General features: G+C 70.9%; 16 protein-coding genes, 1 tRNA gene and 2 pseudogenes. 10 read left to right on the forward strand and 9 right to left on the reverse strand.

The window, feature by feature from the left end:
- Positions 1 to 37: 37 nt before the first annotated feature.
- Complete coding sequence (locus tag N7925_RS16025; RefSeq protein WP_274344231.1) at positions 38 to 502, reverse strand: GatB/YqeY domain-containing protein; 465 nt, start codon at positions 500 to 502, stop codon at positions 38 to 40.
- Between the two features lie 99 nt (positions 503 to 601).
- On the opposite strand from N7925_RS16025, the gene N7925_RS16030 reads away from it, so the two are divergent.
- The 3 genes from N7925_RS16030 (at position 602) to N7925_RS16040 (ending at position 2,690) form a co-directional block, all read left to right on the forward strand.
- Complete coding sequence (locus N7925_RS16030) at positions 602 to 1,540, forward strand: metallophosphoesterase (RefSeq protein WP_265600286.1); 939 nt, start codon at positions 602 to 604, stop codon at positions 1,538 to 1,540.
- Positions 1,541 to 1,817: 277 nt separating this feature from the next.
- Positions 1,818 to 2,588, forward strand: a complete 771-nt coding sequence (locus N7925_RS16035) for a Pr6Pr family membrane protein (protein ID WP_274344232.1) — start codon at positions 1,818 to 1,820, stop codon at positions 2,586 to 2,588.
- Between the two features lie 28 nt (positions 2,589 to 2,616).
- Positions 2,617 to 2,690 (forward strand) — tRNA-Pro (locus tag N7925_RS16040).
- A gap of 82 nt (positions 2,691 to 2,772) precedes the next feature.
- Here the strand turns inward: N7925_RS16040 and N7925_RS36175 are convergent.
- A pseudogene (locus tag N7925_RS36175) lies at positions 2,773 to 2,905 on the reverse strand (site-specific integrase); the annotation flags it as partial.
- 106 nt (positions 2,906 to 3,011) lie between these two features.
- On the reverse strand, positions 3,012 to 4,241 hold the full coding sequence (locus tag N7925_RS16045) for a damage-control phosphatase ARMT1 family protein (protein WP_274344233.1): 1,230 nt from the start codon (positions 4,239 to 4,241) through the stop codon (positions 3,012 to 3,014).
- Between the two features lie 612 nt (positions 4,242 to 4,853).
- Between N7925_RS16045 and N7925_RS36100 the strand changes: the two genes are divergently transcribed.
- Positions 4,854 to 5,042 (forward strand): hypothetical protein, encoded by a 189-nt coding sequence (locus tag N7925_RS36100; RefSeq protein WP_331617019.1) that lies wholly within the window; start codon positions 4,854 to 4,856, stop codon positions 5,040 to 5,042.
- A gap of 272 nt (positions 5,043 to 5,314) precedes the next feature.
- Complete coding sequence (locus tag N7925_RS16050) at positions 5,315 to 6,973, forward strand: N-6 DNA methylase (RefSeq protein ID WP_274344234.1); 1,659 nt, start codon at positions 5,315 to 5,317, stop codon at positions 6,971 to 6,973.
- Here the strand turns inward: N7925_RS16050 and N7925_RS16055 are convergent.
- Both N7925_RS16055 and N7925_RS16060 read right to left on the reverse strand, forming a co-directional pair.
- Complete coding sequence (locus tag N7925_RS16055; protein ID WP_274344235.1) at positions 6,933 to 8,186, reverse strand: McrC family protein; 1,254 nt, start codon at positions 8,184 to 8,186, stop codon at positions 6,933 to 6,935. The genes N7925_RS16050 and N7925_RS16055 overlap by 41 nt on opposite strands.
- A complete protein-coding gene (locus N7925_RS16060; protein WP_265600291.1) occupies positions 8,183 to 10,057 on the reverse strand; it encodes a DUF4357 domain-containing protein in 1,875 nt (624 codons plus the stop codon). Before N7925_RS16060 ends, N7925_RS16055 begins: the two co-directional genes overlap by 4 nt.
- A gap of 136 nt (positions 10,058 to 10,193) precedes the next feature.
- Between N7925_RS16060 and N7925_RS16065 the strand changes: the two genes are divergently transcribed.
- Positions 10,194 to 10,814: a hypothetical protein gene (locus N7925_RS16065; protein WP_274344236.1), complete on the forward strand. Its 621-nt coding sequence runs from the start codon at positions 10,194 to 10,196 to the stop codon at positions 10,812 to 10,814.
- 58 nt (positions 10,815 to 10,872) lie between these two features.
- On the opposite strand, the gene N7925_RS16070 is transcribed toward N7925_RS16065, so the two are convergent.
- The 3 genes and pseudogenes from N7925_RS16070 to N7925_RS36180 all read right to left on the reverse strand — a co-directional run.
- Positions 10,873 to 11,409, reverse strand: coding sequence for a hypothetical protein (locus N7925_RS16070; protein ID WP_274344237.1), 537 nt, complete (start codon positions 11,407 to 11,409; stop codon positions 10,873 to 10,875).
- Positions 11,406 to 13,847 carry an AAA family ATPase gene (locus N7925_RS16075; protein ID WP_274344238.1) on the reverse strand — a complete coding sequence of 814 codons (2,442 nt, stop codon included), beginning with the start codon at positions 13,845 to 13,847 and terminating at the stop codon, positions 11,406 to 11,408. Before N7925_RS16075 ends, N7925_RS16070 begins: the two co-directional genes overlap by 4 nt.
- Before the next feature lie 188 nt (positions 13,848 to 14,035).
- Positions 14,036 to 14,266: pseudogene (locus tag N7925_RS36180) on the reverse strand (hypothetical protein); the annotation flags it as partial.
- Between the two features lie 177 nt (positions 14,267 to 14,443).
- Between N7925_RS36180 and N7925_RS16085 the strand changes: the two are divergent.
- From N7925_RS16085 to N7925_RS16100, 4 genes are all read left to right on the forward strand, one after another.
- A complete protein-coding gene (locus tag N7925_RS16085; RefSeq protein ID WP_274344239.1) occupies positions 14,444 to 16,141 on the forward strand; it encodes a TIGR02677 family protein in 1,698 nt (565 codons plus the stop codon).
- On the forward strand, positions 16,138 to 18,201 hold the full coding sequence (locus N7925_RS16090) for a TIGR02678 family protein (RefSeq protein WP_274344240.1): 2,064 nt from the start codon (positions 16,138 to 16,140) through the stop codon (positions 18,199 to 18,201). The genes N7925_RS16085 and N7925_RS16090 overlap by 4 nt, the downstream gene beginning before the upstream one ends.
- A complete protein-coding gene (locus N7925_RS16095; protein WP_274344241.1) occupies positions 18,198 to 19,469 on the forward strand; it encodes a TIGR02679 family protein in 1,272 nt (423 codons plus the stop codon). The genes N7925_RS16090 and N7925_RS16095 overlap by 4 nt, the downstream gene beginning before the upstream one ends.
- Positions 19,470 to 19,954: 485 nt before the next feature.
- Entirely contained in the window at positions 19,955 to 20,761 is an 807-nt protein-coding gene (locus tag N7925_RS16100; RefSeq protein ID WP_274344242.1) for an SGNH/GDSL hydrolase family protein, read from the forward strand.
- Positions 20,762 to 20,905: 144 nt separating this feature from the next.
- Here N7925_RS16100 and N7925_RS16105 read toward each other — a convergent pair whose 3' ends face one another.
- Positions 20,906 to 21,289: a nuclear transport factor 2 family protein gene (locus tag N7925_RS16105; protein ID WP_331618202.1), complete on the reverse strand. Its 384-nt coding sequence runs from the start codon at positions 21,287 to 21,289 to the stop codon at positions 20,906 to 20,908.
- Positions 21,290 to 21,421 lie beyond the last annotated feature (132 nt).

The following is a 21,421-nucleotide window of genomic DNA, read 5'->3' on the forward strand; positions in this document are numbered from 1 at the left end:
TCCGTCTTCTCCGTCTTCTCCGTCTTCTCCGCGTGCCTCAGCCGGCGAGGAGCTTCTTCACCGCGGCGGCGACCCGGCCGCCCTCGGCGAGCCCGGCGACCTTCGGGTTGACGATCTTCATGACGGCGCCCATCGCACGCGGCCCCTCGGCCCCGGCGGCCTTCGCCTCCTCGACGGCGGACGCCACGATCGCGTTCAGCTCGTCGTCGGAGAGCTGCTGGGGCAGGTAGCCGTCGAGCAGCTCGCCCTCCCTCTTCTCCCGCTCGGCCTGCTCGGTCCGGCCGCCCTGCGCGAAGGCCTCGGCCGCCTCACGACGCTTCTTCGCCTCCTTGGCGATCACCTTCTGCACCTCGTCGTCGGAGAGCTCGCGCGCCGACGTGCCGCTGACCTCTTCCTTGGTGATCGCGGTGAGGGTGAGCCGAAGGGTGGACGAGGTGAGCTCGTCACGCGCCTTCATGGCCGTGTGGAGGTCTTCCTTGAGCTTGGACTTGAGCGTGGTCATGCCGCGATTGTGACAGGTACGGGGCCGGGGCCGCCCACCGGTTTTCCGGCCGCCCCACCGGTTTTCCGCTCACGGTTCCGCTTCTGCGACGATGGGCTCATGCGCGCACGCTACGGAGTACCCCTGAAAGTCACGGCAGTCGGCGCGGCGGTCGGCGCCGCCGGACTCGCCTACGCCGCCGGGTTCGAGGCCCGCTCGTTCCGCCTGCGACGGGTCACCGTTCCCGTACTCCCGCAGGGGGCACGCCCGTTGCGCGTGCTCCAGGTCTCCGACATCCATATGGTGAGCGGTCAGGGCAAGAAGCGCGCCTGGCTCCAGTCGCTCGCCGGACTGCGCCCCGACTTCGTCGTGAACACCGGCGACAACCTCTCCGACCCGGAGGCCGTGCCCGAGGTGCTCGACGCGCTCGGCCCGCTGATGGAGTTCCCGGGGGTGTACGTCTTCGGCTCCAACGACTACTACGGCCCCAAGCTCCGCAACCCCGCGCGCTACCTCCTGGAGAAGACCCGGGGCAAGCACGGCCTCAACGGCAACGCCCCCGCGGTCGGCGTCGTCCACAACCCGTGGGAGCCGATGCGCGACGCCTTCGACGAGGCGGGCTGGCTGAACCTGTCGAACACGCGGGGCCGGCTCAAGCTCGACGGCCTGGAGCTGGCGTTCACCGGTCTGGACGACCCGCACATCAAGCGGGACCGTTACGCCGAGGTCCAGGGCGGCCCCCCGAGCGGCGCCGATCTCTCCATCGGCGTGGTCCACGCCCCGTACCTGCGCTCCCTGGACGCCTTCACGGCCGACGGCTACCCCCTGATTCTGGCGGGCCACACGCACGGCGGACAGCTGTGCATCCCGTTCTACGGGGCGCTGGTCACCAACTGCGACCTGGACACCGACCGGGTCAAGGGCCTGTCCAGCCACACGGTCGGCGACCGGCGCGCCTACCTCCACGTCTCCGCGGGCTGCGGCACCAATCGCTACACCCCGGTCCGCTTCGCCTGCCCGCCCGAGGTCACCCTGCTGACGCTGACGCCGAAGGCCTGAGCGGGCACCCGGGGCGGGGCCACAGCGCGGGGCGGGCGTCTCGGCGCGGGGCGGGCGTCTCGGCGCGGGGCGGGCGTCTCGGCGCGGGGCGGGCGTCTCGGCGCGGGGCGGGCGTCTCGGCGTCGGCGCCCCGGCGTGGCCCCGCGCCGGGGCGCCGACGCCGAGACGGGGCGCCGACGCCGAGACGGGGCGCCGACGCCGAGACGCCCGAGCGAGGAGTCACCCACGACGGGCGGACGAATCGCGGGGCTCTTCCCACCCGCTTACGGTACGAACCATGACCCCGCCCCGGACCCCCCTGCTCCCCCGCCCCCGGGCGGCAGAGGTGCTCCCGGGCCCCGCAGCGCCCCGCCGCCCCTGGGCCACGACCCTGCGCGTGACCGCGTGCGGGGCAGCGGCCGCGGGCCCGGTCATCGCCCTGGCGACCGGCTACGCGTCACCGACGCTGATCCACTTCACGGTCCTGGCGAACCTCCTGATCGCGGGCGCCTTCGGATGGTCGGCCGTACGTTCCTGGCGAGGCGGTCCACCACTGTCGCCGGGGCTGTCGGGCGGGGTGCTCCTGCTCGCCGCGGTCACCGGCCTGATGTACCACCTGGTGCTGGTGAACCACGGCGGCTCCCCGATGAGCGCCTCCCGCGCCGGTCCGGACACAGGGACCGACTGGTCCACCACCGCGAGCCTCCTCCTCCACACGGTGACCCCCTCGGCCGTCGCCGCGGACTGGCTCGTGCTGACCACCCCCCGCACCCTGCGCCTGGCCCACGTCCCCCTCTGGCTGTCCGCCCCCGCGGTCTACCTGGGGGCCGTCCTGACCCGCGGAGCACTGCTCTCCCCCGACGCCCCGGCCCGCTACCCGTACCCGTTCCTCGACGTCGACACGTACGGCTACGTCGGCGCCCTCACCCAGGCCCTTGCCCTCGGTCTCCTCTTCGCCGCCCTGGGCGTCCTGATCACCACCGTGGACCACCTCCGGCCGAACGTGGCGGGGTGGGTCCAGCACCGGAGAAACCGGATTTCGCCTCCGGCCGCCGGTGGGCTAAAGTAATCGATGTCGCCGGGAGTCCGGTGGACATCGGGGTGTAGCGCAGCTTGGCAGCGCGCTTCGTTCGGGACGAAGAGGTCGTGGGTTCAAATCCCGCCACCCCGACAGCTAAGTAGCAGGTCAGAGGGCCCAGTGTGTAAGTTGCACAGGGCCCTCTGACTTTGTGCGTGTCTATCTGCGTGACTGACTACCGCTCCGGAGATGCCGGAGTGCCGAAGATGCCGTCCATGGCCGTAGCGCCGGTCTGGATCACCGGACGGATCTGCTTCCGGTAGACCTTTGCCGTGGCGGGCCGTGCTGAAGTGGCCGACCAGCCGAGATTCCTGCCACTGATCACCGGCCGCGAGACGCTGCCAGCCTGATCCTCACGCTGGATCTGGGAACACTTGCATTCACGCAGCACCGTCCACGTGCGGCTCGCCCTCCTTACTGCCCCACCTGGATCAGCGCGTGTGTGCCACTGGTACGCCAGGCATCCCCGGACTGCTCGAGAGTGTCCAGCGTTCCCTCCTCCAGGCCGACGATGACGTCGGACTTCAGGGTCCGGAGCGCCGCGACGGCGCCAGGGAAGTACGTGGTGAGATCGGCGAAGGACGCCGTGGGGTCCCACAGCTGGTCGCCCACCAGGCGACGGTAGTTGAGGTCGCCCTTCAAAATGGTGAGCGTGGCGCACTCGAACTCGCCGCGCAGGTCCTCCGGCATCTCCCCGTACGGGTACGGAGCGCAGAAGAACGGGTGAGTGCGGGCCTCCAGGTTTCCTGCCGCCATGGCCTTCCACAGTCGGCCGCCGATCCGGCCGGCTTCGCCCGGCGCCTCGATGAGGCGACGTAGGCAGTCGACGACGTCGGCCGTCATCGCGTCGGAGACGTAGTAGGGGTAGGGCTTCACGTGAAGCACGACCTGGTCGGCATGCCGCTGTTCGAGGAGGTGGTCGATGAGGATCAGGTCGGGGATCAGCTCTCGACCCGCGTTGTCCGCCACCACGGCGACCGTGGAGCCGGCTCCGACGGGCAGGAGTTGCCACAGCAGGACGCTGTCATCGGCGACCAACGCAGGGGCGGCGGTGTCTCCGGCCTCCGGTTCACCCGCCGCGACGCGGAAGCCGAGGTCCGCGCGGTTGCCCCAGAGCGAGGCGTGGAGCAGGGCCGTGGCCCGCTCCTCGGCCGGAACGTTCGCGAGCGAGTCCAGGGCGCGCAGTTCTTCTTTCACCGCGCCGCCTTCCAGTTCGGCCTTCTTGAAGGGCGCGAATGGATCGACTCCCTGCCATGGGCCGGCGCCGAAGTACCCGACCGCGCCGAGGAGCCTGCGGTAGAAGTAGCTCTCCGCCCACAGGAACGGAGCGTCGTACCAGGAGCGGCCGAAGTGCTCCTGGCCCGAGACCGCCCAGCGCTCGTGGTCGCGTTCCGCGGGGGCAAGTGGTTCGACAACCCCGTTGGTGATCTCGTTCAACAAGGCGTCGAGGGCCTCGTGCTGACGTCGGCTGTAGGGGAAGGCGTCTCGTACTTGCTGGATAAGAGCAGGGTGGCGCTTGGCCAGCACACCCCAGGCGAACGAACCGGGCTCGTTGCTCAGGATGACCGGAGCATGCGACGCGACGGCCGATGTGGAGGTGCGCGGCCCCTCTTCGCCCGAGGCGCGGGAGGTCTTCTCTGTCATGGTGTCCAAGCCCTTCGTTTCTCGCTCATGTGTCCGGGATCCCCAGGGTGACGACGCCGGCCGCACTCCCCACCAGCACTTCGCCCGTCCCGGGTTCGCATGCCGCGCAGTGCAGTGAGGCGTCCATCCTGGCCTTGGTGACCTGTCGCTGCTCACCGAGCGGCCACAGGCGCGCCGTTCCGTCGCCGCGGCCGATACCAGGCGGTCCTCGTCGCTCGTGAACCCGAGCATGAGGATGCGGCCCGTGTGGCCACAGACGTGGGAGGTGAACCGGTCCCTCCCCAGATGCCGTACCGAGATATCGCCGGCTCCCGCCCTGACCGCCACTCGGTCGCCCGGTCCGTTCACGGTGACGGCGCGCGCCCACCCGCTGGGGGGCTGCTGAAGCGGCTCCGGAACTCCCCGGTGCGGCCCGTGCCACACACGTACCGAACCGCCGCCACCACAGGCGGCCAGGAGGTCTCCGCCGTCGTCGAAGGAGAGCGACCGTAGGCGTCGAACGGGCCATCGCCACGGCCCACGTACGCGGGGTGTCCTGGGAAGACCCTCGACACGCTACCGGTCAGGGGTGACGTCCTGGAGCTCACCTGCGGCACGAGCCCGGAAACCAAGTTGCTCCTCCCCCAGGCCCACAGCCTGACCGCGCTGAACGCGGCACCGGAGATGCTCCGCCGGGCACGCGACCGTATGCGGGGCACCGCGACCCGTTTCATCGAAGCGGACATCTTCGAATGGGTTGCCCACTCGGGTGCTGGACGAGCCTTGCCGACTTCAGAAGACCATCACCTTGGCCAGCCTTGAGTGCCTCAAGCCGGTGAAGACCGGTTTCGTCGGCCTCCCGGAAGCTGTCTTGGCCTGTGCCGAAGACTTTCGCCGGAACCAGGGGGAGTCAGACCCCGGCTGATGGTCCTCGATCAATGTGACGCACCCCGTCGAGGAGATCTCAAGGGCAATCCGCCAGCAGGATTCAGCTCCTGGGCACCACTCGATTCGAGCAGTCCCGAGGCATGCCTGTTGACATTGCCAACGCACCAACTATCAGGTCTCAGGCGAACAGCGTGTACGGTGGAACCATGAAGGAATCAACTCCCCCAGCCGCCGATTCGCTGATCACCGGAGCAGAGATCGCCAGGCTGGCGGGGGTGACCCGGGCCGCCGTCTCCAACTGGCGACGGCGGTACAGCGACTTTCCCGCCCCTGCCGATGCCGGAGCGAGCACGCCGCTCTTCTCTCTCGCCGAAGTGCGTTCCTGGCTTGCCAAACAGCAGAAGGGCACGGACGTCTCGGACGACGTCCGCCTGTGGCAAGCGCTACGAGGTGGCTTCGGCGACGACATCATCACCGGAGTCACGGGCGTCGCCCGCCTCCTTGCGCGCGACGACGCAAGCGGACTGGACGAGGATCTGGCCGAGCTGGCCACGGGTCTGGCCGCGAAGGAATCGCCGGCCCAGGTCGTCGAGCAGCTGGTGGAGCGTTTCCGCGACTCCTCACGACGCGTCGGCTCCGATCAGGTCACTTCGCTGCGCCTGGTCAAAGCAGTAAGGCACTTCGCGGGGGCCGTGCCCGGCGACTCCGTCATCCTCGATCCTGCCTGCGGTATCGGGACCCTTCTCCTGTCCGTCGGACCCGCCGAGGGCCCTCTACGGCGTGGTCAGGAAATCGATCCGGGGGTGGCGGAGCTGACGCAGGCGCGAGCCGACCTCGCCGGGTACCGGAACACGGTCATCGAGACCGGAGACTCCCTGCGCCAGGACCACTGGTCCGATCTCCGTGCCGACCTCGTCCTGTGCGACCCGCCGACCGCCGGCCCGGACTGGGGCCGTGAGGAGCTGCTTCTCGACTCCCGCTGGGAGCTGGGCACACCCTCGAAGGCGGAGGGGGATCTGGCCTGGCTCCAGCACTGCTACGCCCGCACCGCGCCCGGCGGCAGGACCGTCGCCGTCATGCCCGCATCGGTGGCCTACCGAAAAGCCGGCAGACGTATTCGGGCGGAGATGGTCCGTCGGGGCATCCTCACGGATGTCGTGGCCCTGCCGGCCGGGATGGTTGCCTCACACGCGCAACCCGTTCATCTGTGGGTCCTGCGCCGCCCGGCCGACGCGTCCGGCGGCGTCAGGTCGGTGCGCATGGTGGACCTGACCTCCAACTCGGCCGACGGCCCGGTGGATCCCGCGGCCGGGCAAGCCGTCGATGTGCCGCTCATCGACCTGCTCAACGACTCCGTCGATCTCACCCCGAGTGCCCATGTGGACGCCGCACGCGAGGATCTGCCCGCGGAATACCGTGCCCTCCGGCAACGCATTGAGGAGAGGCTGGGACAGCTCAACGCCCTGCTGCCCGCCCTCTCGGCGGGCGAGGGGCCCGGGACGCTGGACGGCGCGACGGTCAGCTTGGGCGATCTGTCCCGCGCCGGACTTGTCGAGCTCACGGATGCCGAACCACATTCGACGAGCGACCAGTTGAACACTGACTACCTTCAGGGCTTTCTGCGCAGTGCGTCCAACAAGCGGCGCTCGACCAGCAGCAGCGGGACCTACCGCCTCGACGTGAAAGGCGCGCGCGTCCCGCAGATGGCTGTGGAAGAGCAACGGCGTTACGGTGCTGCCTTCCGTGCCTTGCGGGAGTTCGAGACATACGTGGGGGAAGTCGCCCGGTTGGCCGAGCAAGCGAGCGCTCTCGCTCGCGACGGTCTCACCAACGGGGCCCTCGTGCCGCCTGAGGACCCCACCTGACGGACGCGTCCCCAGTCCCGCCCGCCATCGTGTGGGCAAGGGCGGCGATCTCGGCCAGCAGCTCTCCCGGCGGGCGGTCCAGGGCCAGGGCGTGCTGGTGGATGCGGATTCCGGCGTTCCGCACCTGGTGCTTCACGCTCGGCTCGTACCCCCTCGCGTACACGAGGTGGCCGTCCGGAAGGCCGAGCGCCGTGCAGTAGGCGAGCATCTGGTAGAGATCGGCGTCGGGAAATCCCTCGGGCTTCTCCGCCTTGTACTTGGCGTCCGCGACAGCCCGTGGTTCACCGCCGTCCCCGTACCAGACCAGGTCCGGACGCATCGTTACGTTCCGGTCCTCGTCCAGGTGCACGCCGCGGGCCTGGAGGGCCGTGCGGCCGCCGTGCTGCGCCAGCGCCTCCCGCAGGGCCACGCAGACGAAGTCCTCGAAGATCTTGTGGGTGTCGATGAGATACCCGTCGACGGACACCCCGCCTGCGCCGTGCTCCACCGACGAACCGCGCAGGATCGTCTCGGCCAGCCGTAGTGCGGGCTGGTAGCGGTGGTTCAGCCGGCCGGCCCGCCACCGAGGCAGGTCGCGCACCCCCCGCCTCAGCGGTTGTACGTCCAGCAAGCGGCCTCTGTGGTGGCGGAGTCGGCGGCGTACGTCGTCGGGTACACGGTCCAAGGGGAGCAGCCGCTCCACCGCGCCCTTCAGGAGGCGGTTCTCCGGAATGTCGGTGCCGTAGTCGTCGTAGGCGATCTCGACCGGGAAGGCCCGCCCGTGGTGACGTTTGACCTGGTCGGCCTCCCGAATGCGTCCGCGGACCACCGGTGAGGTCTCCTCGGTGTGCCGGTAGCCCTGGAGAACGCCTTGACGCAGCGCGCGTTCGACAGCCCTCTCGAACCCGTGGGCCAGTGCCGGAAGGACCTCGTCGTGCTCGGTCACGTCCACCTCGCCGTCCCGGTGCACCCGGGGGTCGGCGGCGTAGCCGATCAGGAAGAACAGCCGCCGCACCGGCACCTTGGGCGCGATCCTGAGGGTCACGGGATCCTGCCCCGGCACGCTCACGGACACCGCTCCGACCTTGCCGCCGGCCCTCAGCCGCCAGGCGCCCGGCAGATACGGGTCGGGGGCCGCCTCGACGATGCGGGCGGCGGCGAACGCCCGGCCGACCTCGTCCGGGAGCGGCACGCTGACGGCGGCTCCGTGCTCGCCCAGTTCGACGGTCGTCACGGGGTCGCGGCGCCCGGTCCGCCACCGCCCTCGCCGAGGGACCGGGACAGGGCGTCGAGACCGTACCGCTTCGCGATGTCGAAGGACTCACCGTAGTGGTGCTCCTCCAGCAGCGGGAGGATCTTGGTCCGCCAGATCCGGTCCAGGCCGCCTTCCCGGTGCACGCTCTTGTTCATCAGGTACGAGGGGCCGATGAGGAAATCCGGGTCGTCGATCCGGGAGTTGAGAGCGTCCAGGAGGTCCGCCGGGCGGCTGTCGAACCCCTGCCGGCCGAGCCAGCGCCGCAACAGGCCACGGGTGGGCTCGGCGCGGGGTGACAACTCCACGAAGGCGAAACGCCTGCGCATCGCGGCATCGACCAGTGCGATCGACCGGTCGGCGGTGTTCATGGTGCCGATGACGAAGAGGTTGAGCGGGAGCAGGAAGTCATCGCCGGAGTACGTGAGCCGCACGGACCTCCTGCGGTACTCCAGGAGGAAGTACAGCTCGCCGAAGACCTTGGCCAGGTTGGCCCGGTTGATCTCGTCGATGATCAGGAAGTGCGGGATGTGGTGGTTGCCCTCGCGGGACGCCAGGTCTGCCAGCTCGCGCAGGGGCCCGGCCGTCAGGCGGAAGGCGACCTCACCCGTCTCGGGGTCCTCGCGGGGCCGGAAGCCCTCGAAGAAGTCCTCGTAGGAGTAGGAGGGGTGGAACTGCACGAGCTTCACGCGCTCGGCCCCGCCGCCGAGGTACTCGGCCAGTGCGAGGGCGGCGTACGTCTTGCCGGTGCCCGGCGGGCCGTAGAAGATCAACTGCTTCTCGTCCCAGAGCAGGTCGCGGACCTCCCTGAGCCAGCCGGCGTCGTGCGTCAGCAGCTCGTCGGCGAGGGCCTGGCCGGGGACGGGCAGCTCCAGCTCGCGGCGGGCGGCGAGCGCGGGTGTCGTACCACTGGGGTCGCGCTCCGTCTCCACGGCCTCGTCCGCCAGTTCCTCGTCGGTGCGGCCGAGCCCGTCGATGTGCGGCTGTACCACTGTGAGATCCACGACGTCGTGCTGGGCGGCGAGGCGCTGCTTGATCTCCTCGGGCAGGGTGTCGTAGGGGTGGCCCTTGCTCTGCCATTCGACGGGCCGCCGGAGATTGGACAGGCCGCTGTCGGACGCGGCCTGTTCGGCCGGGCCGGAGATCTGTCCGACGTAGAGCCGCCCGCCCGAGAGCGTGCACACCGCGTCGCCCGGCTTCATCCGGGACAGGAACGCGTGCAGTTCCTCGACCAGTTCGAGCTTCTGGTTGTACGTGGCGGTGGTGCCCCAGTCCTCCTCCACGATGGCGCGCAGACGCTCCTTGCTCACCCCCTGGCCGACGCCCTGGCGCAGGCGCGGGGCGGCGAGGGAGACGCGCCCCTCGGGAAGCCACAGCTTCTGGACGAGGTCGGCGCCGGAGACGTTGTTGCCGCGTACCAGCCAGGAGCGGGCGGGCCCGGACCGGACGCCCTCCATGAAGTCCGAGAGCGGTATGTCAGCTTCCGTCTTCCAGTCGATCCACCCGTTGCGAGGCGCCCCCACCAGCACCCCGGCGGCGAACGAGGGCGAGCCGCAGTCGATGTCCTCGGCCGCCTCCAGCCATCCCGGCCAGCGCATGGACGGCCGCAGAACCCCCTGCTGCTTCAACCCCGCACGCGTCCTCGCCGTACCGGCGAAGTGGGTCGAGAAGGACGGCATCTCCCGGTCCCGGGCCGGCGAGCCGGCGAGGATGCGGAACTTGCGGCTTCCGTTGGTCCCGACCGCGTCCAGCAGGACCCCTCGGGCCCGGTCGACCTCGCCCGCGCCAGGCAGCCGGAGCAGGAACTCGGGCGTCTCGTCCGGGCTGCCGGGCCCCGGCTCGTTCCCGCTCATGCCCACTTCTCCGTCCCGGAGGAGGATCGCATCGCCACTTGTCCCAACGCCCATCCCTTTCCACCTAGTTGAGCGCATAATCTCCGCCCAGGGGAGCACGGTGTGTGCCACCCCACAGGGGAGGGGCGTGGTCGCCATGACCATCATGGATCAGTTCGTTCTGCGACGGGACGGCTTGGTGCCGAAGGGCGTCGCGGCCACGTGTTCCGGCGCGCGGTGCGGGGGTACGGCGCTGGTGTGGCGTGTACGGCTGGAGGGCCGGCCGGAGCTCACGATCCATGACACCCGGTGGGAGAACGGCGAGCGCGATCTCGTCCTGTACCAGCCCGCCGTGGTCCCGGAGATGCCCGCTCCGCTGTCCAACCTGCACAACCGTCGTCGCGCGGGTGTCCAGGAGACCGCCCCGGGGAACGAGGAACTCCGTGTCATGGGGTGGGTCGCGGTGCCCGGCGACCGGCCGACCGTCAAGAAGACGTTCACCACCGCGGATTTCGTCGAGGTGTGCGGCCTGGACGAGCTACGGGAGCTGACCAGCAGGCCCGACGTGGAGCTGGACACGGCGTTCGTGCTCGCGGACCCCGTCCACGTCGATCTGGACGACCCACAGGACACCGTCGCCGTACAGCACGCGCTCTTCTTCCCCGAGGAGGACGAACGGACGCCCGTCGTCTTCTTCCTGCTCAGCCGGGTCATGCCGACGCTCCGGCACATCGGGTGGCTGCCGAAGCCCGTCCGGCGGATGCCCGTCCGGTCGTGAAGGTGCGGGGTGCCGTCCGCCGCCGGCCGTGAGGCGTGCGGACGGCCCTCCTTTACGCTCACGGACCGCCGACGACCGGAGGCGCGGCCCACCGTCCCGGCGGCGGGCCGGGCTTCGGAACGGTCCCGCTCGGCTGCCGGCCCGGCGCGGCGGGGGTGGCGGCCGGTCGCCCCGCCTGCTGCGGCGGCGAGGGCGGGGCCGTCACGGGGTACGGGGCCGTGGGCCCCTCGTCGAGCGTCTCCAGCAGGGCCACCACCGCCGGCAGGCGGCCCTGGATCTCCGAGGGCGCAGGAGGCATCTCCTGCGTCCGGTAGTGACAGGCCGTGCTGAGCGCGGACCAGGTGAGGTAGCAGAGCCTGGCGGTCTCCCGGTCGGTGTACGCCCCCAGACACAGGATGCGGTGCTTGTTGGTTCTCGTCATACCGGGGGTCACACCCCGCCAGAAGTCGTCCAGGCCGCGTTCGAGGGCCCGGCGCAGCAGCAGGGCCGCCGCACGGGCCCGCACACCGGGGCCGAGCGAGGTCATCGTGCCGGCCGAGGGGCGCAGGAGGGACTGGGCTGCGGCCACGTCCGCGCGCGCGGTGTCGTCCGTCATCGGGCGCCTCCCTGCGGGCCGACGGCGCCCCGGCCGAAGCGCCGGACGCCCTCGGCCAGCCGTTCCGTACGCCGCACCAGCTCCTTGCGGTCCGTGACGGTGGCCAGACCCCCGTGCGCTCCCCTGTTCAGTTCACCGATCAGCGCCCCGCCGCCGGGATGCAGTCGCTCGACGGCCGCATGGGCATCACCTGCCGGGTCTCCCAGCAGCGCGAAGGCCACGTACTCCTTGGTCCGCGCCTGTTCGGGCACCCGCTTCTCGAACTCCGCGAGGCTCAGGCGGCGGCCCTGCTCGTCGCGCAGGGTACGGCGGGCGGTCTCCACGCAGGCGACCTCGAGGGCGGCACGACACATCGCCGGGACGACCCGGTCGGCCACGACCTGGGGCAGGGAGCAGTCGAGGGAGACCTCCCTGGCCTCCTCGATCGCCTGCTTGACGGGGTCCTTCATCCGCTCGACGGTCACGTGCGACTGCTCCTCGCGGGAGATGCGGTGGACCGTCGCCTCGATCCCGAGGTGGGTGATGGCCTGTTCCAGCCGGTTGTCGTGGGTGAAGACGACGACCTGGCGGTGCCGGGCGCACTCGCTGAGGACGGCGGCCAGCCCCTCCACCTTCTGGGTGTCCATCGACTGCACCGGGTCGTCGATGACGAGGAAGCCGAACGGGCTGGCCTCGTGCGTGGCCCGGGGGATGAACAACGACAGGGCGAGCGAGTGCAGTTCGCCCTGGCTCATCACGCTGTAGGCGGCCGCCTCGTGGTCGTCCACCGAGACGTCGAGCTCCACACCTCCCTGCTTGGCCGTCCCCTTCAGCATGACGCGGCCCAGGGAGACGCTGCTGCTCTCGCAGAGCTTCGCCCACACGTCCTGGGCGTGCTTGCCGAAGCGCTCCATCCGCTCGGCCCTCAGCTCGTCCGTAAGCTTCCTGAACCACTTGCGGGCCGCCTCAGCCGACTTGCGCCGGCCGGTCGCGTCCCTCGCCTTCTCCGCCGCCTCGACCCACTCCGCGAGCCGCACGGCCACGGGCCTCCAGACGGTGTCACGGTCGGTCAGCCTCCGTGCGGCCTCCTCCCCGACCTGACGGCAGGCCGCAGCCAGCGTCGGCGCGAGGAGCCCGGCCCGCCGGGCCAGCTCGGCGGGGTCGGTGAGACTCCGGCAGAGCGACCACTCGCGCCACAGCCCCGCCAGGTCGGATTCCTCCCCCCTCAGCAGGTCGGGAACGGGCTGCACCAGGTCATGCACGGCGCGCTTGGCACCGCTGAGCGTCCGGCGCACGGCCTCGGCCTCGGCGGCCTCCGCCTGGAGCCGCTCGATCTCGGCCCGTGTCGCCTCGGCCCACGCCTGGTCGAGAAGATCCTCGGTACCGCAGAGCGGGCAGTGGGCGTTTCCCGACCGGCGGCGATGTTCGAGGGCGGTCTCCAGGAGCCCGGCCAGGCGGTGCGCGTCCTCGGCATCGGAGTGCCGTACGTCCTCGAAGGCAGCGGTGGCTGCCCTCAGCCGGGCCAGCGCCCCGGTCACCTCCGCCTCGTCGGGACCCGCCAGGGAGGCCAGCGCCCGGAGGCGGGCGGCGTCACCCTGGTCGGTGACCGCGTCACGGTCGAGCAGGTCCCGTACGGCCTCGACGTCGGGAGTACGTCCACCGAGGGCCCGCATCGCGTCGACGGCACGCCGGTCGTCCAGTCCGTCGAGCGCCTCGACGGCCAGGGTCCTCAGCGGATCGGGCCTGGCCTCCGTCTCCTTGCATTCCTTCACCTGAGCGGCGAGCTTCGCGTCCATCTCCGCGAGCTGACCGAGCCCGATGAACGTGGAGATCTTCCGGTACAGGTCGCTCATCGTCCCGTCCACCATCGAGCCCAGCTCGCTGTAGGGCAGGAACGGCCGGTAGACGTCGAGCATCGAGGCGTTCACGCACTCGTCCAGCTTCAGCTCGGTCCCGTCCTCCCGGACCACCGTCGTGCGCGCGTCCTCCACCTTCTCCCCGTGCCAGGTGCGCCGCACCGTGACCGGCTCGGCGGCGTCGCCCAGGGTGAGGCTCACGGCGACCTGGGGCGCCGTGGCCTCGTGCAGGTTGCGCCATCCCTCGCGCCAGACCTTGACCCGGGGCTTACCACCGTTGCTGCCGTCCCAGCGGGCGTTGAACCCGGTGAGCGCGATCTCGGCGGCCTCCGCGAAGCTCGACTTCCCGGTCCCGTTGCTGCCCGAGACCACGGTGAGGCCGGGGCCGTACGGGAGGTCGAGCGTCGCCTCGGGGCCCACGCCGCGCCAGCCGGCCGCCGTGATGGACCGGAGGTAGACGGGACCGGCCCGCCCCTCCTCCTCCGGAGCGGGCTCCGGAAGCGTCTCGTGGAGCAGGGCGGCGGCCTTGGGGGACAGAGTGGACGGCTCGGCGTCCTCGATGCGCTCGGTGATCAGTTGGCGCAGGGGCGTCTCGTCGTACATGAAGTGCTCCTCACAGGAGTGGGCGGCGGCCGCGACGAACACGCCGAACCGTTCACTCCTGAATGATCACTTACACGCGTTGGCAATGTCAACAGATGTTTCTTGGCGTGCGAGTCGCTCACACTCGCGTTTACGGAACCTTCGTTCGAGTCGCACGCTCCCGGCGCCGGTCGCCCACGCCGGTTCGTGCCCGATCGACGCTGGAAGGTCTCCAGGATGTAGTCCGTGTCGGCGCGGCTGATGCCGTAGAGGTGGAAGAAGTAGGCGTCGAGTTCGGCACGGATCTGGGCGCGGCGGGTTACGTCCCAGAAGAAGGGGGCGCCCTGGTCTCCGAGGTCACGGGCGAGGGGGCCCATGTCGTACGCCGTATAAACAAGTTCACATACGCGCGGGATGACGAACGACGTGTGAGGCGCGATCCAGTTCAGCGGCAGAGCGGCACGAGCGCGATTTCCTCCGGACCCAACGCGCCCTGCGAAGCCGACCCGCTCCGCACGCCCCGGTCCAACGTGCCCGAGGCCGACGCGCCGGCTGCCCGGAGGTCAGTTCCGGCCACCCCGCACCGCCTGTCGGACCCTCCACGTAACCTCGCGGACATGGAGGAACCCGCGCCCGGCACACCGCCGGAACCCCGCGGCGCGCCCTCGGCACCCGACGCCGACGAGACGCGCCGTCGCCTCGACGCGTACGCGTACCTCAGCGCGCCCGAACGGCTGGAGTACCTCGCGGTCATGCGGGTCTTCTGCGGCACGCTCCTGGCCGACCTGGCCGTCCCGGACGTGATGGCGAAGCTGAGGGAGGGCGGCGGGCCCGCCGCCGGGCTCGACGCCGACCCCCTCACGGCGCGGCTGGAGCAGCTGGTGACGTGGGGGAACCTGCTGCGCGGCAGCCACACCGTAAAGGCATCCAGCATCACGGAGTACCAGCGTTCGCGGGCCCGCTACCAGCTTTCGCGGCTGGGCGAGCGCGTCCAGCGGGACGCCGACGGGGTCCTGGCCGAGGCCGACGCCGCCCGTGAGGTGAGCAACGAACTGCTGGCCCTGGTCGAGCGGGGGCTGCTGGAGCTGGCCGAGCTGGTCGCCGAGCCGGGCGACATCGTCCCGCAGGACGGGCTGGAGCGGATCAGCACTCTGTTCGTGCAGTTCGCCGGGTTCGCGGACTCCGTCCGGGACTTCTACGCCTATCTCGGCCAAGTGCTCGCCCGGTACGACCTGGACAGCGGCGAGTACCAGGGCTTCAAGGAACTCCTCCTGGACTACGTCGAGGCGATCACCGAGGACGTGTCCTTCCGCGCCCCCCGCATCTCGGCAGCCCTGGACGCGCTCTGGCCCCACCTCCCTGGCCTGCTGGAGCAGCTGGACGCTCACGCGCAGGGGCTCGCCGGGCTGCCGGCGCAGAGCGCGAGCCGTACGGAGACCCGCGTACAGCGCAGCCGGGGTCGCGAGCTCGCGGACTGGGAGGGGCTGCGGGGCTGGTTCAGGAACACCGACGGGCAGGGCAGCCAGGTCGACCAGCTGCGCGACGCCACGCTGCGGGCCCTTCAGTCGCTGCTGGCCAACGCCAAGCGGATGCTGCGCTCGGCCACCGGAGAGATGTCTCGGCGCCGGGACCTGCTGCGGCTGGCCCGGTGGTTCGACGAGGCCGCGCCGCAGGACGCGCACGACATCGCCGTCGCCGCCTTCGGGCTGTACGGCGCCCGTCACCTGGGCATACCGCCCGCCACGGACGAGGTGGTGCCCGCCTACACCAGCTGGTGGACGGGGCCTGTGGTCGAGGTACCGGTGGCGCTGCGCGAGAGGGGCAGCCGCGCCCAGCGAGGCCGGACGGCGTCGGTGGAGGACCATTCCGCGCAGAAGGAACGGCTGCGTCAGGCGGCGCGCCGCCGGGCCGCTGACAGAAGCGCCGCGGCGGACGAACTGTGCAGCGCGTCCGCCCGTTTCGACGGCGTACGGCTCACTTCGGCGGCGCTCGGCCTGCTCCTGGAACTGCTGGCAACGGCGCTCGGCAACGCGCAGCTCAGGTGGCGCACCGAGGGGGACGAGCGGGGTTTCGCGCTGGACGCCGCGTGGAGCGAGGACGCCGATCTGGGCATCCGGCTCACCGTGCACCGTACGGCGGGAGCGCGCACACTCCTCCGTTCGGCCGACGGGGACCTGCTGCTGGACGACCTGGAGCTGGTGGTCCACAGGGCGGCCGTCTCGGAGGACGGAGCGGAGCCGACCGGCAACGAGCCTCCTCCCCCTCGGTCGCACAGTGCGCCCGCCGGCGGTATGGAGGAGGTGAGCGTGTCATGACGCTTCCCTCCGCCCACGACGTGTCTCTGGCCACCGAACGCCGCACCGCGGCAAGGCTGTTGCTCGCCCACCCGCTGGTCACATCGGACGGCCCGCACGCCGACCTCTTTCCGCTGGTCCGCAGGCACGCCGATTGGCTGGTCGGCCGGTTCCAGCAAGTGCTCGGCTACCGCCTCCTGGTCGACAGCTCCTACGCCCGGCTGTTCAAGGCCGGGCTCGGAGCCCGGTCGGGGCACCGGCTCGTACGGTCCACCGGCACACCCTTCACCCCGCACACCTACGCCTGCCTGGCGCTGGCGCTGTCGGTGCTGGTCACCGCGCCGGAGCAGTTGCTCCTGTCGCAGCTCGTCGCCGACATCCGGGCCGCGGCGGCCGATGCGGACGTCGAACTGGAGGAGACCGGACGTGCGAGCGGTAAGCGGACGCTGGTCGCGGCTCTGCGGCAGCTCGTCCAGTGGGGTGTCCTGATCGAGACCCACGGCCACGTGGGCGTCATCGCCCAGGAAGCCGACGGGGAGGCGCTGATCACGGTCGACCGGGAGCTCGCCCGCGTCGTCGTGGCCGGACCGCTCGCCCAGTCGCGGGACGGCGCCGACCTGGTCCGGCGGGCGGCGGACCCGGGGTTCGGAGGGCCGCGCACGTACGTGCGCCGGATGCTTGTCGAGACCCCTGTCGTCCACCTCGACGAACTGACCGACACCGAACGCGACTGGCTCCGCACCCGCCAGCGCCGGGAGGCTCATGCATTTCTCGAACTCCTGAGCCTGGAGACGGAGATCCGCGCCGAAGGAGTGGCCCTGGTCGACCCTGAGGGGGAGCTGACCGATCTCCATCTGCCCGGGACGGGGACCGTCGCCCAGGCCTCGTTGCTGCTGGTGGAACGACTGGTGGAGCGGCTCGGCCCGGCTGAACCCGGGCATCCCGCGACCGGCGGGGTTCTCGTCGTCGGGGTCGCCGTTCCGGACGGTGCGGTGGATGAGCTTCTGGCCGAGCTGGTCGCCGGGTACGGGCAGCGCAGCGGCTGGCAGCGCGGTTACCTCGAAGACCCCGATGCCCTGCGTGAAGCCGTGCTGGACCTGCTCTCCCGTATGCGTCACCGGGAAGAGGTGTCCGACAGCCTTCTCCTCAAACGCCACACGGCGCTGCGCGATCAACTGGCGGGCGGCTACGACGCACAGCTCGACGAACACGACGGCGTCAAGGTGTGCCGCCTGCTCGACGACCACGGTTCGCACGACGTCGCGGTCGTGGGCGAGCGGATCGCCGCAGAGGCCGCGGCGGCCCGAGGACGGCTCACCGAGCGCGAGAGCGACGTGTTCCAGCGCTTCCTGACCGGCGAGCTCGGCGACCACCTCTCCGCGCAGGTCATCACGGCGACCCATCTGGTCGCGGCCCTCAACGACACCCTGAAGACCGTGCGGACCTCGCACGGCCTCGGCGTGGAACTCGTCTGGAAACTCAACGAGGACGCCGACGCCGACGTACGGGTGGCCGTCGAACTGCTGCGCAGCCCGTCGAGCCTCCGGACGCGCGAGCAGACCGAGCAGCTCCGCGACGTAACCCAACGCCGCATCGAGGACGCCCGCCGCGCCGACCCGTCGGCCGGCTACACCGCCCACCTCCGCACCGCGCTGGACTACCGCTCCTGGTTCACCTTCCACACCTTCGTGGTCGAGGACGCCGCCCCCGGTCGCAGAAGGAAGCTGACCGGCCGCACCGGCCTGAGCCAGGGAGAGCAGCGCGTGCTCTCGTACCTCGTGCTCTTCGCCGCCGCTTCCGCCCACTTCACCAGCCTCGCCGACTCGGCCCCGCACGCGCCCCGGCTGATCCTCCTGGACGACGCCTTCGCCAAGGTCGACGAACCAACGCACGGGCGCCTGGGCCGCATTCTGGTCGATCTGGACCTTGACTTCGTGCTCACGAGCGAGCGCCTGATGGGCAATTGGGCCGAGGTGCCCTCCCTGCACATCTATGAGTGCCTGCGCGACCCTCATGTACGCGGAGTGGCCACGTTGCACTACACGTGGAACGGTCGCCACCGGCGGTTGGCGTCGGCATGAGCGCCCTTCCGCCCGCCACCCGTGACTGGCTGGCAGGTCCCGCTCTCGCGCGGCTCTGGAGCGGCGCGCGGCAACGCCTGGAGAGCAACGGGGTGCAGTCCACCGGCTCCCTCCGGCTGACGGCGGTGAGCTCTCGGGAAAGGAGCGACCTGTCGCTCCTGCTGGGCAAGCCCCTCACGGGTGCGGCGGTGACCGTGAGACTCGACGCGCTCGACGAACGCCTGCGGACCTCGGCCGCCGGACTCGGGCTCAGGCAGGTCCTGGAGGAACTGGGCCCTCCGCTCGTCGACCGACGTGCGGCCCGTGAGGAGAACGCGGCAGAGCGGCAACGCGTCCGGGCCTCGCTCGCCTCGTCCCTCGACGCATCGCCGCTGGCCGGGCTGGAGTGGGTGGGGCGGTGGTCGGATGCGCTGCGCCGCACCGGCATCCCGAAAGGCGTGACACCGGAAGCAGCCGTACGGACGTTTCAGCAAGCGGTCCAGGTACTGGGCGTGCTGCTCGACCCGCACCGTACCGACGCATGCGGCCGCGGCGAGCTGGCCGCGTCGGTAACGGGCTCGGCGCACGGGCTGGACGACGGTTCCTGGCTCGCCCGCCTCGTCCAGCGCGGTATCGCCCTGGCCCACGGCACGGACCTTCCCGGCGACGCGGCCGGCCGACGGGCACTGTGGCGGCTGGTCTCGGTCACACCGGACGAGGTATCCAGCACCGTGCTGACGTACGGCCTCCGGCCCGTCGGCGAGGACTGGCGCGCGAGGTCACTGCGGGAGCGGGCCGATCACCGTGCGGAGACTCACCTGACGTCCCGGGACCTGCTCGACGTACGGCTTCACCTGCCCGCCGGAACCACCGTCCACATCTGTGAGAACCCGCGCGTGGTGGAGGCCGCAGCGGAGGCAGGCGGTTCGCACCCCCTGGTCTGCACCTCCGGCAGCGCCGCGACGGTGGTCCTCGCCCTTCTCGACACCCTCGCATCCACCGGCAGCCGCTTCGCCTACCACGGCGACTTCGACTGGCCGGGCCTCGCGCTGGCGAACCGGATCATCCGCCGTTACGGAGCCCAGCCGTGGCGCATGAGCGCCGACGACTACGAGCACCTGGCCACACGCAACCAGGCCGAGAAAATCCCCCAGCTGCCACTGGCCGGTCAGCCCGTCAGCGCCGTGTGGGACGCGGGGCTCGCCCCTGCCATGGCAGCGCTCGGGGTGGCGCTCCATGAGGAGGCGGCACTTGATCTGCTGGTGGACGATCTGCGGGGCGCCCCGTAAGGGGGACGTAGTATGGCCGGCCCGGCCAGGCCTGAGCCGGTCCCGCCCGCGCTGCCGATTCAGTAGGCGCGATCACCCGTATGTTGACCCGCCGCCGCGCTCTGACGGCATGACACGAGTCGGCGGTCCTGCGGGGGACGCTCATCGGCCGCCCCGCCCCCACCCGTCCGGGTGAAATCGCCGGTGCGGTGACGCCCGGACAGGGCCCTTCCGCACCGCGTGTCGCCGCCCGTCCGACCCTTCCTGGATGCGCAGGACTTCCCCGAACTTGCCTATTTCGACACGGCGTTGAGGGTTTATCTACGCGCGGAGCCTGGGCCGCCGAACGATCATTCGGGCATATGAGACGACTTCTCGCGCGGGCATTACCGGCGGGTACCGCGAGCTGCTAGAAACTGCATCGCTCCCCCAACCCCCCACCTGTCCCCCGCAGCTCGTCCTCCCATCCCCTCATCCCCCCACACTTCGAAGGGCTGGCAGCAGCCATGTCAGTACGTAAAATTCGCGCATCCGTCGTCACTCTCGCACTCGCCGCCGTGGCCGCACTCGGCGTCGCGGGACCGGCCTCCGCGACCGGCTCGGCCGCCGCGGGCGGCTATGTCGCGCTCGGCGACTCCTACTCCTCCGGTGTCGGCGCCGGAAGCTATCTGCCCGACAGCGGCGAATGCCGGCGCAGCACCAACGCCTACCCGTATCTGTGGCAGGCGGCGAACTCTCCCGCCTCGTTCGACTTCGTCGCCTGCTCGGGAGCGACCACCTCGTCCGTGGCCAGCACCCAGCTCGGCGTGCTCAGCGCCTCCACGTCCCTGGTCAGCGTTACCGCCGGAGGCAACGACGTCGGGTTCGCCGACGTCATGCAGGACTGCGTGCTGGCCGGCGAGGCCACCTGCATCAACAGCGTGAACAACGCCGTCTCGCAGATGAACAGCTCCCTGCCCGGCAGCCTCGATGCGCTCTACGACGGCATCCGGGCCCGCGCCCCGCAGGCCCAGGTCGTGGTTCTCGGCTACCCGCGCTTCTACCAGCTGGCCGGCAGCTGCATCGCCGGGCTCTCCGAGGCCGAGCGGACCGCGATCAACAACGCGTCGGACGTGCTGAACGACGTCCTCGCCAAGCGGTCCGCCGACGCCGGGTTCACCTACTCCAGCGTCGTGGACGAATTCACCGGGCACGAGCTGTGCTCCGGGGACGCCTGGCTCCACAGCGTCACGGTCCCGATCCACAACTCGTACCACCCCAAGGCCGTGGGGCAGTCGGGTGGTTACCTGCCCGCCTTCCGCTCGGCGGTGTAGATCGGAGTTCGGCGGGGCGCAGCTCGGTGGGGCAGTGGGGGGCACTTCGGCGGTGTGACTCCGGGCCGCGGCTCCGCGGCACGGCTTCGCGGGTAACGCCTCGTACGGAACGGCGGTTCATCGGGCGATCGGTGGGCCGCCGTCTCAGTACCGCTCGACCAGGTGCTCGCGGCCGGCCGGGGGCTCGTACGACTCGGGCCAGAAGTCCGTCACCCCGGCGATCAGACCCTTCGCGTCGAAGGTGAAGAAGTGGATCGCGTCCATCTGCTCTGGCGGCCCGCCCGGCTGATCCCCCGCCACCGTGAACTCGGTCCGGGCGGCAGCCTGCCGGCCCTCCGCGTCGACGACGATCCGCTCGACCCGTGCGTGCCAGTCGCCCGGATACTCCTCGTTGAACCGGAGATACCGGTCCTTGCCGTGGATCCGCTCGCGGCTCTGCGGCAGTTCGTACACCACGTCCTCGGCGAGGGCCGCCCCGAACGCGGTCCAGTCGCGCGCCTCGGCCGCCGTCCAGTAGGCCTCGACCACCCCGCGCAGCGCGGCCGCCGTCGTCCCGGAAGCCGTACCCGGAGCCGTGCCGGGAGTCGGACCCGGAGCCGTACCGGGCGTGGTGCTGTGAGCCTTGACGGGCCTGGCTCCGCCCGCCGTTCCACCTGTCGT

Source organism: Streptomyces sp. CA-278952 (assembly GCF_028747205.1).
Classification (GTDB): domain Bacteria; phylum Actinomycetota; class Actinomycetes; order Streptomycetales; family Streptomycetaceae; genus Streptomyces.